Raw genomic sequence first — 16273 nt, 5'->3', positions numbered from 1 at the left:
CCGCGCAATGTTGCAACAGCTAAGCCTAGGTGATTTGGATATCACTTACGCAGAGTTCGGTCGTATGGGTCTTTGGATTCCTCGCGCAGAAGCCGTAACATTGCCATACGTTGCGAAAGATTATGAACATCTACGCCGTATGTTCGAATCTGATTTTGGCCAAGGCATTCGTGAGGAAATGTTGACTAAGTTCAATTGGCGAGCGCTAGATACTTGGTACAACGGAACGCGTGAAACAACGTCTAACCGCCCTCTTGAATCAATCTCAGACTTTAAAGGCTTGAAGCTTCGTGTTCCAAACGCTAAACCAAACTTAAACTACGCAAAACTGTCTGGTGCATCTCCGACACCAATGGCATTTTCTGAAGTGTACCTAGCACTGCAAACCAACGCCGTTGATGGCCAAGAAAACCCATTGCCGACCATTAAAACAATGAAGTTCTATGAAGTTCAGAAGAACCTCGCGATCACAAACCACATTGTGAACGATCAAATGGTGATCATTTCTGAGACAACTTGGCAAAAACTGTCTGAGGCTGATCGTAAGATCGTGACTGCCGCGGTAGCGAAAGCGGGCGCTGCTCATACTGCTTCAGTGAAAAAACAAGAAGCTGAGTTAGTTGCTTTCTTTGAGTCTCAAGGCGTGAATGTTACTTACCCCGACCTTGCTCCTTTCCGTCAAGCGATGGAGCCGCTATACACGAAGTTTGAAGACAAAATTGGTCAGCCAATTGTGAAAAAACTGGCGAGCATGTAAGCCATCGCCTATTGGTAGTAAATAAGCTTGGCTGGCTATTAGAGGCCAGCCTTGGAGCTAAAAAATGTTACGTAAGATTATTGATAATATCGAAGAGATCATCACCGTGCCTTTAATGGCCATTCTGCTCCTAGTACTGACTTGGCAGATCGGAACCCGTTGGTTATTGAATGATCCTTCGCTTTGGAGTGAAGAGCTCGCACGAGTTCTTTTTATGTATATGTCGTTAATTGGTTGTGCGATGGCCATCAAAACGGGCTCGCACGTCAAAATTACTTTTTTCTCAGATAAATTACCCAACAAAATACGCTTTTCGTTAGCGTTTACTTTGGAGCTAGCTGTACTCGTGTCTATTTTTGCCATCATTTATTTAGGCTACCAGCACGTTCAACGTACCGCTTTTTTTGAACTGATCACGTTAGAAATTTCGAGTAAGTGGATGAATTACAGTTTACCACTTGCGGGGCTGTTTATGGTGGCACGTCAACTGGAAAAAATGGTTCAGTTAGTCGGTGAGTTTCGTGTAAGTACAGCTAAGTCATCTGAACAATCATCTCAAACAGTCGTTAGGTAGGAGTCATTATGGCAGGTTCAATTTTTGGCTGGTTAGCACTTCTGTTTGCAGGGATGCCCGTCGGTTTTTCACTTATTTTCGTTGCACTCGTATTTTTGGTATTGACTCAAAGTACCGGAATTAACTTCGCGGCTCAGCAAATGCTGGGTGGCATCAACAACTTCACCTTGTTGTCGGTTCCGTTTTTTGTATTAACTGGGCACTTAATGAACAGTGCTGGTATTACAGAACGTATTTTTAACTTTGCTAAATCCATGGTCGGGCACATTACCGGTAGCTTGGGCCATGTAAATATTATGGCAAGTTTACTTTTCTCTGGCATGTCTGGATCGGCGCTTGCGGATGCGGGTGGCCTTGGGCAACTTGAAATCAAATCAATGCGAGATGCAAAGTATGATGATGACTTTGCTGGTGGATTAACCGCCGCTTCTTGCATTATTGGTCCTTTGGTTCCACCTTCTGTGCCGCTTGTTATTTATGGTGTGGTTTCAAATACATCAATCGGTGCTTTGTTTTTAGCGGGAGCCATCCCTGGATTGATGTGTGCAGCCTCATTAATGGTAATGAGCTATTTCATCTGTAAAAAACGTGGCTACATGACCTTACCTAAAGCGACTCGTGGTGAGCGATTTAAATCACTAAAAGAAGCTTTCTTGTCTTTGTTGACGCCAGTTATCATCATTGGTGGCATTTTCTCCGGGAAATTCACTCCAACAGAAGCGGCCGTTGTTTCTTCTTTATACGCTTTGTTCTTAGGTGTTGTGGTTTACCGTCAAGTTACGCTTACAAGCTTTGTCGGTATTTTAAAAGAAACCGTTAATACCACTGCCGTTGTCGCGTTGATGGTCATGGGGGTAACGGTATTTGGTTGGATTGTGGCTCGAGAACAATTGCCTCAAATGATGGCTGACTATTTCTTAACAATCAGTGATAACCCGCTTGTACTCTTGCTACTGATTAACTTACTGCTCCTGTTTTTGGGCACATTTATCGAATCGCTAGCCTTGCTTCTTTTATTGGTTCCGTTCCTTGTACCTGTTGCCGCGGCTGTGGGTATTGATCCGGTTCACTTCGGTGTAATGGCTATTTTGAACTTAATGATTGGTATTTTAACTCCGCCAATGGGCATGGCTTTGTATGTGGTTTCGAAGGTTGGAGACATTCCGTTCCATACCTTGACCAAAGGGGTCATTCCACTTTTGGTGCCATTATTTATCGTGCTGGCACTTATTGCGGTATTCCCTCAATTCACGCTTTTCCTTCCAGAATTGATGCTTGATTACGGAAAGTAGCCGCAGATCAAATAAACGACTAAGTAGATGGAATGGATTCCGGTTTATTCCATATTTAAGACAATATAATTAAGGTAAGAAGATGAAAAAGTTATCTGGACTAATTGCAGCGCCACACACACCGTTTGATGCCGCTAACAGAGTCAATTTTGGTGCGATTGACCAAATTGCAGAACTGTTGGTTGATCAAGGAGTAACGGGCGCTTACGTATGTGGAACAACGGGAGAGGGGATTCATTGCTCGGTAGAAGAACGTAAAGCAATCGCGCAGCATTGGGTTAAGGCTGCTGCTGGTAAATTAGATCTCATTATTCATACTGGTGCGCTAAGCATTATTGATACGTTAGAGCTTACTCGCCACGCAGAGGGTTTGGATATTCTCGCGACATCGGCTATTGGCCCGTGTTTCTTTAAACCAGGCAATGTTGAAGATTTGGTCGAATACTGTGCGCAAGTTGCGGCCGCCGCGCCTTCAAAAGGATTTTATTATTACCACTCTGGTATGTCTGGCGTAAATGTCGATTTGGAACAGTTTCTAATTCAAGCCGATGATGGTATTCCTAACTTATCGGGAGCAAAATTTAACAACGTCGATTTGTATGAATATCAACGTTGTGTACGTGTAGCCAATGGTAAGTTTGATATCCCGTTTGGTGTTGATGAGTTTTTGCCCGCTGGTTTGGCTGTTGGGGCTGTGAGTGCTGTCGGTAGTACTTATAACTACGCTGCACCACTTTACTTGAAGATCATTGAAGCATTTAACAAGGGCGATCAAGTTCAAGTCGTAGCGTTAATGGACAAAGTAATTGCGCTTATTCGTGTGTTGGTAGAATACGGCGGCGTAGCAGCGGGTAAAGCCGCGATGGAATTGCATGGTATTGATGCCGGTAATCCTCGCTCCCCAATTCGCCCGTTAACGGCAGTACAAAAAGCCGATGTTGTAGCAAAAATGCGAGACGCTGACTTCTTGTAACAATAAAAGGGGGGGAATCCCCCTTATAATGCGCTTTAAGGTGGGGTGCTATGTCATTGTTTTATGGAGTCTGTTATTTTGGCTCAAGCATTAAGTATTTAAAGGGGCCAATGTGAATACGCCTAAAAATTTATTAGTCAGAATGCGTTCAAATATAGAACCCTTGAGTAAAAAACTCACTATTGTGGCTAATTACATTATTGAAAATGCACACGATGTGCAATTTCAAACAATCACGGAACTTGCCAAAAATACTCAAACCAGTGAAGCGACAGTAGTCCGTCTGTGTCGTGATATGGGATATAAAGGGTATTCCGACTTCCGTATGGGGTTGGCTATCGATTTAAGCCAAACGGCTAGCCAAAATGCGCCAGAAATTGAAGGCGATATTTGCGACGTTTCCGCTCAGAATGCGGTAGCAAGTTTGAATGATACCGCCAAGCTAATTGACAGAAAATCGTTAGAGAGGATCTGTACGCTTGTTCATAACTCTAGTTTTATCAGCTGTGTTGGCGTTGGTGCATCGAGTATTGTAGGGCGATATCTTTCTTTTCGTTTGTTAAGAATTGGTAAAAAAGTCACTATGTATGAGGACACTCACCTTGCCGCAATGAATGCAGTTCGTTGTACTGAAGGTGATTTGTGGATATCTGTGTCCAGTTCCGGTTCGACCAAAGAGGTAGTCCACGCGGCGACGCAAGCGTATAAGCGCGGAGTACCTGTCGTCTCTTTAACAAACATTAGTCACAGCCCTTTGTCTGCCATATCTACTGAAATGTTAGTGGCAGCAAGGCCTGAAGGCCCACTGACTGGAGGCGCGTTTTCCTCTAAAGTTGGTGCTCTGCTGCTCGTTGACGTAATGGTTAATACCTTGCTCGACATTTATCCAGAATACTCTGAGTCCGTTTTGGAAACAGCTGAAGTTGTCATGCCACTTATGACAACTTAATAAGCTAAAACTCATTTCTACCCAAAGCCTGCAATCGCAGGCTTTTATTTTATTTCTATATGAAAATAATTTTTTTGTTAACTTGATCTTATAAAAATAATTTCCTTCGATCAATACTGTGTATGAATCATAAACAAGAGAGTCATACGTATTCTCATTAACTGAATGACTGATTAGGGCCATTCAAATAAGGAAATTAATATAATGAATAAACGACACTTCAATCGCTTGGTTATGCCACTTTTGGCTGCTTCGGTATGCCTTAGTACAGCGTCTTTTGCAAAAGACCAATGGCCTGATTTACCTGTTGGTATGAAAAGCGGGATCAGCGCTCAAGTAGGGAGCAAGCTTTACGTGGGCTTAGGGTCTACCGGGCAAGACTTCTACATGTTGGATCTGGAGAATGTAAAGAAAGGCTGGCAAAAGAAAGCGGATTTCTCAGGGCCTGCGCGAAGTGGTGCAACAGCAAGTGTCGTTGGTGAAAATATTTATGTTTTTGGTGGCTCTGGTAAGAACGCATCCAGTGATGCGGCTCCTGTCCTTTTTGATACCGTTTACCGCTATGACGCTGGCGACAATAGTTGGGCCCGTGTGAATACTCAGACGCCAGTAGGGTTACTCGGGGCGGCTTCGTATTCGCCTGATAACAAACAAGTGCTGTTTTTTGGCGGCTACAACAAAGGTTACTTTGATAAATACTTGGCAGACATTAATACGACAAGCAGAAAAGATCAGCCTGAAAAATGGCAAAAAATCGTCGATGACTACATGGGAATGAAGCCACTAGATTACAAATGGAATTCAAACGTTGTTAGCTATACACCTGAAACCGGGACATGGAAAGAGTTAGGCTCTTCTCCTTACCTGCCTAACTGTGGTTCCGCTTTGGTTAAGCAAGGTGCTAAGGCGACGTTGGTGAGCGGTGAGATAAAGCCAGGACTAAGAACTTCTGAAGTGAAGCAGTTTGCTTTTGGTGCGTCTCAACCTTGGATGAGCTTACATGACTTGCCTAAGCCATCAAACCAACAGACTCAAGAAGGCGTTGCAGGCGCGTTCGCCGGAGAAAGTAACGGTGTTGTGATCGTGGCGGGTGGCGCTAACTTCCATGGCGCGAAAGGGGCATTCGAACAAGGAAAAATGTTTGCGCATAACGGTTTTGGTAAAGCGTTTAATCCTGAAACGTATGTGTTGATAAATGGGCTTTGGGCGCAATCTACCGATTTACCATATGGCCTGGCTTATGGGGCTTCTTTTACCACTGATGAGGGTGTATTGGTGATTGGCGGAGAAGATAGTAAGCGTGCGGCACGTAAAGAAGTGTATTTGCTTTCTTGGGACGGCAAAGCTGTTCAAGTCACTCATTAATTTACGGGATTAAGTATGTCACTTTCTATCGTTACGTATCCTGACTTTCCCGTTGAAATTAAAAACGCTGTCGGTGCTCGAATTGGCGACCGAATCTTCGTAGGGTTGGGCAGTGCAGGAACGCAGTTTTATAGTCTAGATTTGAACGCAACTGAACGTGGTTGGAAATTGATGGCAGCGTTTACTGGTGTGGTTAGGAATGATGCCGTCATGGTCGCGAGTGGTAGTGCCATTTGGGTGTTCTCTGGCGCCGGATTACAGGAAGGTTGTGAGAGCGTCCAAGTGCTTACGGATATTCACTGGTTTGATATTGAAAACGACGAATGGCAAACGGTCGAATCGGAGATCCCAGTCGGTTTACTCGGTGCTAGCGGTTGTGAAATCGCACCTGGAAAAATCGCGTTTTGGGGAGGATATAACAAGCCCTTATTTGATGACTTTCTAGCGAAGCTAAGCAAGATAGACTCAGCGCTTGAACCCGAAAAACATCAAGCCGCTTTGGTTGAATTTATGTCGATGCTACCGGATCAGTACGGTTGGAATCAGGACATTTGGTTGTTCGATTGCGAAACGTTGCAATGGCGAATCCTAACAGAAAATCCATTTCCAGCTAACTGTGGTGCGAGCCTAATACAAGATGACAATCAGGTGGTGTTGGTAAACGGAGAAATCAAACCTGGGCTGCGCAGTACCCAAGTAAAACAATTTACTTTTTTGTCCATAGAAGAAGTGAAGAGCACTACGTTGCCGAGCATTCAAGACTCCCCCCAAGAGCATGAAGGTTTAGCCGGCGCGTATGCCGGGCTGGTGAAAGGCCAGTATTTGGTTGCCGGAGGCGCATTTTTCATCGGTAGCCAGAAGAAAGCGAGAGAAAAGCAGTGGTATACCCATCAAGGGTTAAGCAAGCATTATGCTGGTGATGTTTGGTGTTTACAGGAGCAACAATGGCGGCGGGTAGGTGAACTGCCCACAGGCCAAGCTTATGGCATCTCGATTTCCAGTGAACAAGGTCTAATTATCATTGGAGGTGAAAACGCAAAAGGACAAGGACTACAAAGTTGTTATTTGATTAATTGGCGCGCATAAGCCGCTCCCCCTATAGGTGACTTACGCGTAAAGAGCCGACCCTAAACGTTATTTAATGGGTTCGGTTTGATTTAGGACCAATTGAACAGCAAACACTTTGATGGTTTACCTCAGAGGCGTGAAGCCTCTGAGGTTATTGTCTATTGATAGTAAACATCAGCAGTTGGTGCTTGTTGTTCTCCGTTCTATTTAAGGAGAATTAAAGTGAAAAATAGAGAACATTGTTTAAAAGGAATTAACCTGTTAGCGAGCGTTGCAATTGCTTCATCTTTACTCGTAACTTTTCAAGCTAACGCCGTTGCTCCTAACATTCGCGATACCATCGTTTTTAAAGGTGGAGAAGGTGGCAGTAGCCATTATCGTATTCCGTCTATGGTCGTCGCGGCCGATGGGTCTTTAGTCGCTTTTGCGGAAGGAAGAGGAACATCCGGAGATCCCGGAAATGGTGCTCCAACAAGTATAAAGAGCCGTCGTTCGACAGATAATGGCCAGACATGGTCTGCGTACCAAGTGATCCAAGAAAATTCAGCCGAGGCATACTCTGACCCTCGCCCTATGTTAGATGCCAGTAATGGCAGAATATTCATCTTTTATACGAAGTGGGACATAGATTGTGCCCAAAACGGCAGTTGTGTTCCATTTGATGATCCAAACCATAAGCTATTGTTCAAAACCAGTGACGACAATGGACAAACGTGGTCGACAGAAACGGATGTTTTAGATCAAGTCCGCGATGTGAACTGGTTTGCAAATGGTGATTCGACTCATAACGGCAGAGCCACATGGTCTTATACACCAAGCGCTAGCCAAGTAGCGCAGGCAGCAGCCTCCGGTTGGCAACTCGATTGGAACTCTAGAGTCGCGAATGGAGCATGTAACGTCCAATATTATGGTGATGGCAATACTCGTTACCTTGTTGATTTGGTCGTAAATGATGATAAATCAGTCAAAGCGGTTTTATATGGAAATGGGAGCAACATCGAATACCCACTTAATTTTGATATTGGTGGCTACCATGATTATCAAATTGTCGGTAGTGGCAGTAGTGCGAGCTTTTACGTCGATGGGACGCTGATTGCGAGTGGTTGGGGCGGTCAGTCTCATAGCGGTAAAACGGTCACGTGGGGTAATGGGTGCTCGTCGACTTCGGGCAGTTCAGCTTATAAAACCATCGACTTTTCTATTGCTAACACTGCAGTGGCTCAGTTTGATGCTTCTTTAATGCGCCGAGTCGACGGTAGTGTGATTAACCACCCTGCGGAACAAGGTTGGGCTAAGACTGGGGCCAATGGTGGGCATGGTGACCCAGGTTGGAAGAGTATTAATGCAGGCCCGGGGCAAGGGATTCAACTGAATTCGGGTCGTTTGATTTTCCCTGCAATTGTTCTAGATGCGTTTGAACAATTGTCGGTTGTTTCTATTTACAGCGATGATCATGGGGTTTCGTGGCAGGCAGGCCAACAAACACCGACCTACGCCCAAGAACCAAGTGAAGCCGATATGGTTCAGCTTAACGATGGACGCATTTTACTTTCAGCACGTAACGATGGAGTCACGGGAACGGGTAATTTTAATCGCTACCACTATATCAGCGAAGATAACGGTATTAGCTGGAAAGTGATTGAAGAAACCAGAAACTCAGTGAATGGCGCTTTGTTTTTTAAACTTGACCAAGTTGATATTGGATTAGTGAAATACGGTAACGACCGCGTACTGATGTCTGGCCCACAAGGCAATGGCGCCGTTAGTTCAGATCGCAATGATTTGGCTATTTGGAGTGCGACGGATAACGGCAGTGGTGTGTACAACTTTACCCAGCGAACTCAGTTTCGTGATGGATACAGCGCTTATTCTGACATTGTCATACTTCCTTATAAAGGAGCGGCAGGCAACGAAGACTTGGGGGTTATTTATGAAGCTAAATCGAGCACTGAAATTCGAGTGATGGTGATGGACATTAATAGCGTCAATTGATTGGAACAGATGCCAGAGCCTTATTTACGCTAGGGCTCTGGCGTATTAATTCAATGAGATGTTTTCATTAACTATAACTTTGGATAAGGGGGAGAGAGTGTTTTCTACATGGATGAACAATATCGGGTTTAAGCAAAAAATAATCATTGGATCCATCATGTTAATGGTGGCCGGTATTGCGGTTAGCAATATGGTTTTGTTTAGTAAATACCAGCAAGATTTAGAGAAAAATCTGATTGAGAAAATAGAGCTGGGCTTGAGCTTAGAGTCTTACAAGATAGAGCAATGGCTTGCGTCTAATGTTGGTAATTTGGAACGTTCGGCAGAGTACTTCCAAACAAGGCGCAGCCCCAAAGAGATGGTGACAGCGTTAGGCTTAATGGCAGAAACAGACAGCGTGGACGATGTGGTTATCGCGTTTGTTGATGGCACTGGGTTTTCTGCAAAAAATGGCATGTTAGACGTGACCGAGAGCGACCCGCGTAAGACGCAATGGTTTACTCTTGTGATGGAAACGAAACAAACCAGCGTGACCGATTTTTATCAAGATCCGAAAACGGGAAAATCGACGGTCAGTATTGCAGCTCCAGTCAAATACGGCGTGCTGACGCTAAATATACACTTAGAACGTTTTAGTACATTTCTTAAAAAATCCAATATCGAGACGGCAGAAGAAACCATCTATAACCAACAGCAGCAGGTTTTATTTTCAACGTCTTCGTCTGACATTCTAGGGCAGTCACTGCAAAATAGGTTCGTTGCGGATGCTATTGGTGACCGCTTTCTGGAACAATTACAGGGGGTGTTTAAATACACCAAAGACGACAATGTATCCCTTTTCTTATCTCAAAGCTTTAGAGTGCTTGGTGAACAAAAGTGGCACCTTACACTAGAAGCTAATGAACAAATTATTGATGAAGCGTTGAAAGATGCTTGGCAGCAGTTATTGATTGGGGGAGGGGTTTCTGTCGTTATTGCAGCCATGATTTTAATTGCAACTCTAGGGTATTTGTTCCGTCCCATTGTCGCACTTAAAAAAGTCGTGATTAGCCTGTCGTCCGGGGATTGTGACCTCACTCAGAGATTACCTGTAAAAAATAATGATGACTTAGGGCAAATAGCGAAGGCCATCAACGAGTTTATTTCTAATCTGCAATTGATGATGAAAGAGGTCTCGGAGTCATCAGATCAAATTACACACTCTCTTAATCTTGTACACGATCAAGCGGACTCAAACCTGAATAAGCTCAATAGCCATGCGTTAGAAACGGAACAAGTGGTGACCGCCATGACTGAAATGACGGCTTCTTCTGAATCGGTCGCACAAAGCACGGTTTCCGCATCGGAGTTTACTCAGACCGTCATCGGTGACATGACGCAATCGCAACAGGTGGTTGGTGAAGCGGTGATTTGTGTTGAAGCTTTCGTTGATCAATTTGAGGTAATGGCTGAGCGCGTGACTCAAATGAGTGATGGAGCATCTCGAATCAACGAGGTATTAACCGTGATCGGTGGCGTTGCAGAGCAAACCAATTTATTGGCACTTAATGCCGCGATTGAGGCGGCAAGGGCTGGGGAGCAAGGAAGAGGTTTTGCGGTTGTCGCTGATGAAGTCAGGGCATTGGCGGCTCGTACTCAAACAAGTACCAATGAAATAGATGCGATGCTGTCAGAGTTAACGTCCCTTTCGCTTGGAGTGGCCAATAGTATGGGCAAAACGAGTGAAGCAAGTCGTTCTACTGTAGAGCGAACAGCTAAAATATCTCAACGTTTGGTGTCGATGGAACATTCGGTAAATAACGTTGCTAGTTTAACCTCGCAGGTGGCGGTTGCCTCGCAACAGCAAAGCCTTGTAGCAGAGGAGATTAACGGCAACATTAGTACCATTAACCTCATCGCTGGCGAACTTATCGTGAGTGCTAAGGCTACACAATCTAACATTGGCAATTTACTGGGTTCCAATGAAAAGTTGAAAAACGTGGTGCGGAAATTTCGTGTATGAAACGGATTCATGTAAGAAAAATAAATAATTCTATAGGTTAGGCATGATTAGCTTTGCCGCTTGAGGACTGAATAGCTATGTACCAAAAATTCTCTTTTTCTTTCAATGTGCCGAAACAAGTCATTCTATTTTTTGTGGTATTACTACAAGCTTGTTTGGGAGGAACGTACTCATGGTCTGTCTATGATGCCGTATTCATTAAGCAATACGATGTGCCTGCCGCGTTAGCCTCAGCCCCTTTTAACCTATTTTACGTTGTGTTCCCAATTATGCTGCTTTTTGCCAGTAAGCTGATTGATCGCTTTGGCCCTAGACAATGCGCAATATTAGGTGGGGCTCTATTCGGATGCGGCTGGATGCTTGCGAGTTTGGGGGCGCACAATTTCTACTACATTCTAGCGGGCGTAGGAGTGTTAAGTGGCTTAGGCGTCGGGATCGCTTATTTGATTCCAATTACTGTAGGGGTCGCTTGGTATCCAGAACAGCGTGGGCTCGTTACTGGTCTTGCCGTTGCAGGGTTTGCTGGTGGGGCGGCATTGGTGAGTCAACTCGCGCAGTATTTTCTTACTGCTGGAGTGTCTCCATATGAGTTACTTGGCGGTGTTGGTGTAGGTTACATTTTCATTGCTATTTTTTCTGGGTTGTTCATGTCCTACCCCGCAATCATGGCTTCAGGATCAGCCGGGAAGGTGCGCCTAACTTCCGTTGTTCAAGGACGGTTGTTCCAAACGTTGTTTTTTGCCATGACAGCAGGTTTAACTGCCGGTTTTTTTATTAATAGTAAGCTTGCCCTTTTAAGTAATGATTATGGAATAGAACTGATCATCTCTGCTGTTGCTATGTTTGCCTTAAGCAATGCCGTGGGGCGTGTCGTTTGGGGTTATCTGAGCGATAAGTGGCTCCCTAGTAAGGCCATTAAGTTAAATTTGTTTATTCAGGCACTGGTACTTTCTATTAGTCCTTTGCTATTGCAATCAAATTTGGGGACGGCGTTTTTGGCTGTGGTCACTGGTTTTAATTACGGTGGTGTCTTGGTGTTATACGCGTCGACAGTGGGCTATTACTGGGGAAACAATGAGATGAAAAATGTCTATGCTGTTTTGTTCCTATCTAACATTTTGGCTGCGTTGATTAATATTGTGTTGGGAATCTTGTATTCTTCGATAGGGCTTAATATACCGATTGTATCGGTACTGTTGTTACTGGGCATCGCCTATGTATTAACTGGGCAGTATTTGAAAATCAAAGCCAGCGCAACACCCCCTACAATGGCAAATGATGCGCAGTAAAAGGAGGCGATAGAGTATATGCCGACATGGAAAATCGCCGGCTAACCCTCAGCCAGATGAGCTTAGTTAAGCCTATCGCCTTAAAATAGTTGCTATGGAGCGATTGAGCTTAAGACATTACAACGCACAGGTGGAAGAAACTTGCGTGATGATAAAAGTGTTGAACAAACTTGCTGGGTTAGGAATACCTGAAACTTGTCGTATTGATTAAGAATCACTCGAAGCATAGCGACTCTGTCTCTAAAGTGAGTTGCGCAACAACGTTGGGTGTCACTGGCATATATTTTATTGAGCCAATTGTTAATCCAGAGGCTCATCCAAGCAGATAAGTTACGCGAGAGTATTTAAAACATAAAATCCGATACAGCGCCGTCGATGCCATAGTCTTGATTTGATTTTGCTGGTATTTTGGTTTCTTTCAAAATGAGCTCGTCATCTTTAAGTTGTAAGTAAATATCTTCTCCAGATTTAAGCTGTAGCTTATAACCAACAATCACGGAAGAGTTCATGCCATTGACCTCAAAGTGCTGTTCATCAGCAATAAAGTTAGAAACAGTTCGTAAGTGAATTCCATCATTTAGCTGGTATGTCGTTTTATTCGGAAATGTTTCATGTCTCAGTAAATTGCAAATTGACTCAATTGATTCGGTTGTAAATGTGATCATCGTCTTGTTTCTCCTTTTTTTTCAATTGTATGGCTTATATAAAAGAGCTAAAACTCTAATCTTAAATGTGCGTATGCGTGCGCATGTTGTGGGGTTCATATTGATTTAAGGAATGGGAGTGATTATCACTCTTAATTTCTGTGTTTGATGCTAATTAACACTCTAGGTTTGCAATTTTCGAAATCTAAGTTTTCATAATTAGGGTGTTGGCTTATTTAAGAAAAAGAAAAGGATTCGCGTTTTTTGATGATGTATCAGCCAGATTGCTGATGATTTGAAGAGCGCGTTGGCATGTATGGTTAATTTATCGCCCTTTTCATATCAAGACTTTCCTCCCAGTTAGAAAGCGTTATTAAGGCAACGACAAAAACGGAATTAACAAACAAAAGCGCAATTTTGTACAAAAGCTGAAAGAGACTATAGAGTAGACTGATAAGTCGCTCGATAATTAACAGGCTTGGAAATTGTTATGGAGAACAAGAAGCGCTCTAAAGAAAAGGCCGAATATAAGATAACGGAAGAGCTCGGTGGCCTTGAAATTCTTGATGCTGAATACGAAAAGCAGAACTTCTCACGCCACAGCCATGAGGGCTACACGCTTGGGGTTATTGAGCAGGGGGCGCAGCGCTTTTATCGAACAGGCGGGCATCATATCGCGCCACAAAATGCGATTATTCTGGTCAATGCCGACGAAGTTCATAGCGGTCACTCTGCCACTGAAGGCGGTTGGGCGTATCGAGCCATGTATCCACTCCCAGAGCAACTTGCCAAGATCACTCAAGAGCTTAACCTACCGAACTACGGTGCGCCTTACTTCCCAAGAGCGGTGGTTGAAGACCCTGAACTCGCTAATCAATTGAGGTTGGTCTTTAACACGATCGATGAATCCGACAATCGCCTGTTAAGAGAGACCTTGATGTATGGGATGTTGGTTAAGCTGATTAGTCGACATGGAAAATCGCCGCTTAACCCTCAACTCGATGGGAAAACTCAGCGCCAGCTTGTGTTGGTGAAAGAGTTTTTAGATGATTTCCCACAAGCCGATGTGTCGCTAGACGAACTATCTAAGTTAGCGGCATTGAGCCCGTTTCACTTAGTGCGTTCTTTTCAGAAAGAATTTGGTCTTCCGCCGCATGCGTATCAAATCCAATCTCGGTTAAGGCTTTCGCGTAAGTTATTGAAACAAGGACATACCATTTCTGATACCGCGCAAGAGTGTGGTTTTCATGATCAAAGCCATTTTCATCGACACTTCAAAAAGGCCAATGGATACACGCCGGGGCAATACATCAAAATGCTCTAAACTTGCGTGGCTAAGGCATGGCTAACTTGTGTTAAGTGCGGTTAAGTGCGGTTAAGTGCGGTTAAGTGCGGTTAAGTGTGGCTAAGGTACGGTGAATTGGGGCATGAAATCGAGCAAGTTTGTACAATCGAACCGACTCAACTCCTCTTACATTGAATAGCCAATGTGAAGAGAGAAAAGAATGATATGGATAGTGAAACAATGGATAGACGAACACAGTTATGGAAGGGCGTTTTAGCGGGAATGCCCTTGAGCATTGCGGTAATCCCTTGGGGAATTCTAGCGGGCTCATATGCGATAGATGCTGGATTGAGTCAGCTTCAAGCGCAAGCGATGTCGGCTATTCTATTTGCTGGCTCAGCACAACTTGTCGCTGCGGGCATGTTTAAAGCGGGTATTGGTCTAGGCACCATGTTGTTGACTACCTTATTCATCACGTCTAGACACTTTCTGTATAGCGTATCGATGCGTGACAAAATCAGCCATCTTCCTACGCGTTGGCGTCTATTACTCGGATTTTGGCTCACCGACGAGTTGTTTGCGATTTGTAGTGGGCAGTCTCAGAAAGAATTTAATCGCTGGTATGCTGCGGGTGTAGGCGGCGGTTTTTATCTCGTTTGGAATATTGCGAGCTTTGCTGGCATTGTCGCGGGAAGCCAAATTCCTTCACTCAATGAAATTGGGCTCGACTTTGCGGTCGCAGCAACCTTTATCGCCTTGGTGTTCCCATTAATCCGAACTCTACCCGTCGTTGTGTGTGTGGTGGTTTCACTGGTCACTTCGGTTGCCATGTCGGTTAACAATATTGAGGGCGGGCTAATGATTGCAGCGATTGCCGGTATGTTAGCGGGCTTTATCAGCGAATCGTTCCAAGAGCGAAACAACGGTAACAAGACAATCGTGGAGGGGAAATAGAGATGATTTGGTTAACGATATTACTTATGACGGCGATTGTTTTCTTTAGTCGGTATTTGTTTCTTGAGCCTGCAATCCCGCTTCGACTCAATCAAACCGCAAGGCGCCTATTGCGTTATTCAAGCCCTGCGGTACTGACTGCGATTTGGGGGCCAATTGTATTTGCACCAGAACAAACATTTTGGCCAAGCCTTGAAAACCCATACTTGATAGGCGCGGTGGTCACAGGTCTGTTGATTTGGAAAACAGGCAATGTGCTGCTAACGATTGGCGTCAGTATGGGCGTGTTTTTGTTCTATAACCTCGTTGCGGTTGATTACCTTTTTTCTTGAGCTTCAACGTCAACTTCGGCTTTGTGTTTCTCCTATTATTTAAGGGCTGAATAACTATGATTACTTGTTATGTTCGATATGTAATTGATCCTAAAAAGGTAAGTGAGTTTGAGGCATACGCAAAAATGTGGATTCCTCTGGTCGCTAAATTCGGAGGTCAACACAACGGTTATTTCTTACCGTCGGAAGGGGCGAACAATATTGCATTGGCGTTGTTTACCTTTGAAAGTTTGACTGCCTACGAAGAATATCGGGTTAAGTCGCTGAGCGATGCTGAGTGCATTAAAGCGTTTGAATTTGCAGACGAATTTGATTGCATCGTGAGTTATGAACGCAGCTTTTTTAGACCTGTTTTAGAGTGATAGACCTTGCAACGTATAGCTTGGTGGCATCTAATGTACTGATTCACTATTTGTGTGTTTAGGTTTTGGTAAGGAGTTAGTTTGGCTAAGAAGTATTATGTGGTTTGGAAAGGTCGCACACCGGGTATTTTTACTACTTGGAATGAGTGTAAGTCGCAAGTTGATGGTTTTGCTGGTGCGAGATATAAATCGTTTCCAACACTAGGCGAGGCCGAGTCTGCTTTCGGTGGTAAAACGTCGTCTGCGTCAGGTTCTACTGCGACAAAGCCAAGCTCTGCGGGTAAGTCGACGAAAGCTAAGGTGCCGCCTCTTTCGGAGCAGCAAATCACAGATATGCATTTTGATATCAAGATCTTTACCGATGGTGCGTGTGAACCAAACCCTGGTGAAGCGGGGACGGGTTTAGCGGTATACCAAAACAACCAATTAACCGAA

At 44.3% G+C, this 16273-nt stretch carries 16 protein-coding genes; 15 read left to right on the top strand and 1 reads right to left on the bottom strand.

The genetic code is table 11. The features are described 5' to 3' along the window. From MED222_RS10040 to MED222_RS10085, 10 genes are all read left to right on the top strand, one after another. On the top strand, positions 1–757 hold a 757-nt coding region (locus tag MED222_RS10040; protein ID WP_009847246.1), incomplete at its 5' end, for a sialic acid TRAP transporter substrate-binding protein SiaP. Positions 758–821: 64 nt separating this feature from the next. Then, the gene (locus tag MED222_RS10045) at positions 822–1331 is read left to right on the top strand and encodes a TRAP transporter small permease (protein ID WP_009847245.1); all 510 of its coding nucleotides are present in this window, start codon (positions 822–824) and stop codon (positions 1329–1331) included. A gap of 8 nt (positions 1332–1339) precedes the next feature. Then, positions 1340–2623: a TRAP transporter large permease gene (locus tag MED222_RS10050; RefSeq protein ID WP_009847244.1), complete on the top strand. Its 1284-nt coding sequence runs from the start codon at positions 1340–1342 to the stop codon at positions 2621–2623. 82 nt (positions 2624–2705) lie between these two features. Next, entirely contained in the window at positions 2706–3596 is an 891-nt protein-coding gene (locus MED222_RS10055; protein ID WP_009847243.1) for a dihydrodipicolinate synthase family protein, read from the top strand. 112 nt (positions 3597–3708) lie between these two features. Continuing rightward, positions 3709–4545 carry a MurR/RpiR family transcriptional regulator gene (locus MED222_RS10060; protein ID WP_032555254.1) on the top strand — a complete coding sequence of 279 codons (837 nt, stop codon included), beginning with the start codon at positions 3709–3711 and terminating at the stop codon, positions 4543–4545. Between the two features lie 204 nt (positions 4546–4749). Further along, positions 4750–5910, top strand: coding sequence for an N-acetylneuraminate epimerase (locus tag MED222_RS10065; protein WP_009847241.1), 1161 nt, complete (start codon positions 4750–4752; stop codon positions 5908–5910). 15 nt (positions 5911–5925) lie between these two features. Continuing rightward, positions 5926–6996 (top strand): YjhT family mutarotase, encoded by a 1071-nt coding sequence (locus MED222_RS10070; protein WP_009847240.1) that lies wholly within the window; start codon positions 5926–5928, stop codon positions 6994–6996. 204 nt (positions 6997–7200) lie between these two features. Next, entirely contained in the window at positions 7201–8970 is a 1770-nt protein-coding gene (locus tag MED222_RS10075; protein WP_009847239.1) for an exo-alpha-sialidase, read from the top strand. Between the two features lie 58 nt (positions 8971–9028). After that, the gene (locus tag MED222_RS10080; RefSeq protein ID WP_232281812.1) at positions 9029–10972 is read left to right on the top strand and encodes a methyl-accepting chemotaxis protein; all 1944 of its coding nucleotides are present in this window, start codon (positions 9029–9031) and stop codon (positions 10970–10972) included. A 77-nt stretch (positions 10973–11049) separates the two neighbouring features. Then, positions 11050–12261, top strand: coding sequence for an MFS transporter (locus MED222_RS10085; RefSeq protein ID WP_009847237.1), 1212 nt, complete (start codon positions 11050–11052; stop codon positions 12259–12261). A gap of 344 nt (positions 12262–12605) precedes the next feature. Here the strand turns inward: MED222_RS10085 and MED222_RS10090 are convergent, their stop codons facing one another. Then, complete coding sequence (locus MED222_RS10090; protein ID WP_009847236.1) at positions 12606–12926, bottom strand: hypothetical protein; 321 nt, start codon at positions 12924–12926, stop codon at positions 12606–12608. 469 nt (positions 12927–13395) lie between these two features. Here MED222_RS10090 and MED222_RS10095 point away from each other — a divergent pair, with 469 nt between their 5' ends. The 5 genes from MED222_RS10095 to MED222_RS10115 all read left to right on the top strand — a co-directional run. Next, positions 13396–14229 (top strand): AraC family transcriptional regulator, encoded by an 834-nt coding sequence (locus MED222_RS10095; protein ID WP_009847235.1) that lies wholly within the window; start codon positions 13396–13398, stop codon positions 14227–14229. A gap of 186 nt (positions 14230–14415) precedes the next feature. Beyond that, entirely contained in the window at positions 14416–15144 is a 729-nt protein-coding gene (locus MED222_RS10100) for an AzlC family ABC transporter permease (protein WP_009847234.1), read from the top strand. A 2-nt stretch (positions 15145–15146) separates the two neighbouring features. Beyond that, positions 15147–15476, top strand: coding sequence for an AzlD domain-containing protein (locus MED222_RS10105; RefSeq protein ID WP_009847233.1), 330 nt, complete (start codon positions 15147–15149; stop codon positions 15474–15476). 56 nt (positions 15477–15532) lie between these two features. Next, the gene (locus MED222_RS10110) at positions 15533–15838 is read left to right on the top strand and encodes an NIPSNAP family protein (RefSeq protein WP_009847232.1); all 306 of its coding nucleotides are present in this window, start codon (positions 15533–15535) and stop codon (positions 15836–15838) included. 81 nt (positions 15839–15919) lie between these two features. Beyond that, a partial coding sequence (locus MED222_RS10115; protein ID WP_009847231.1) for an RNase H1/viroplasmin domain-containing protein occupies positions 15920–16273 on the top strand: 354 nt, incomplete at its 3' end.

This window comes from Vibrio sp. MED222, assembly GCF_000153005.1.
In the GTDB taxonomy this organism is placed as follows: Bacteria; Pseudomonadota; Gammaproteobacteria; order Enterobacterales; family Vibrionaceae; genus Vibrio; species Vibrio tasmaniensis_A.
Note: the sequence above shows the minus strand (reverse complement) of the source record. Positions and strands in the feature narration are given on the sequence as shown.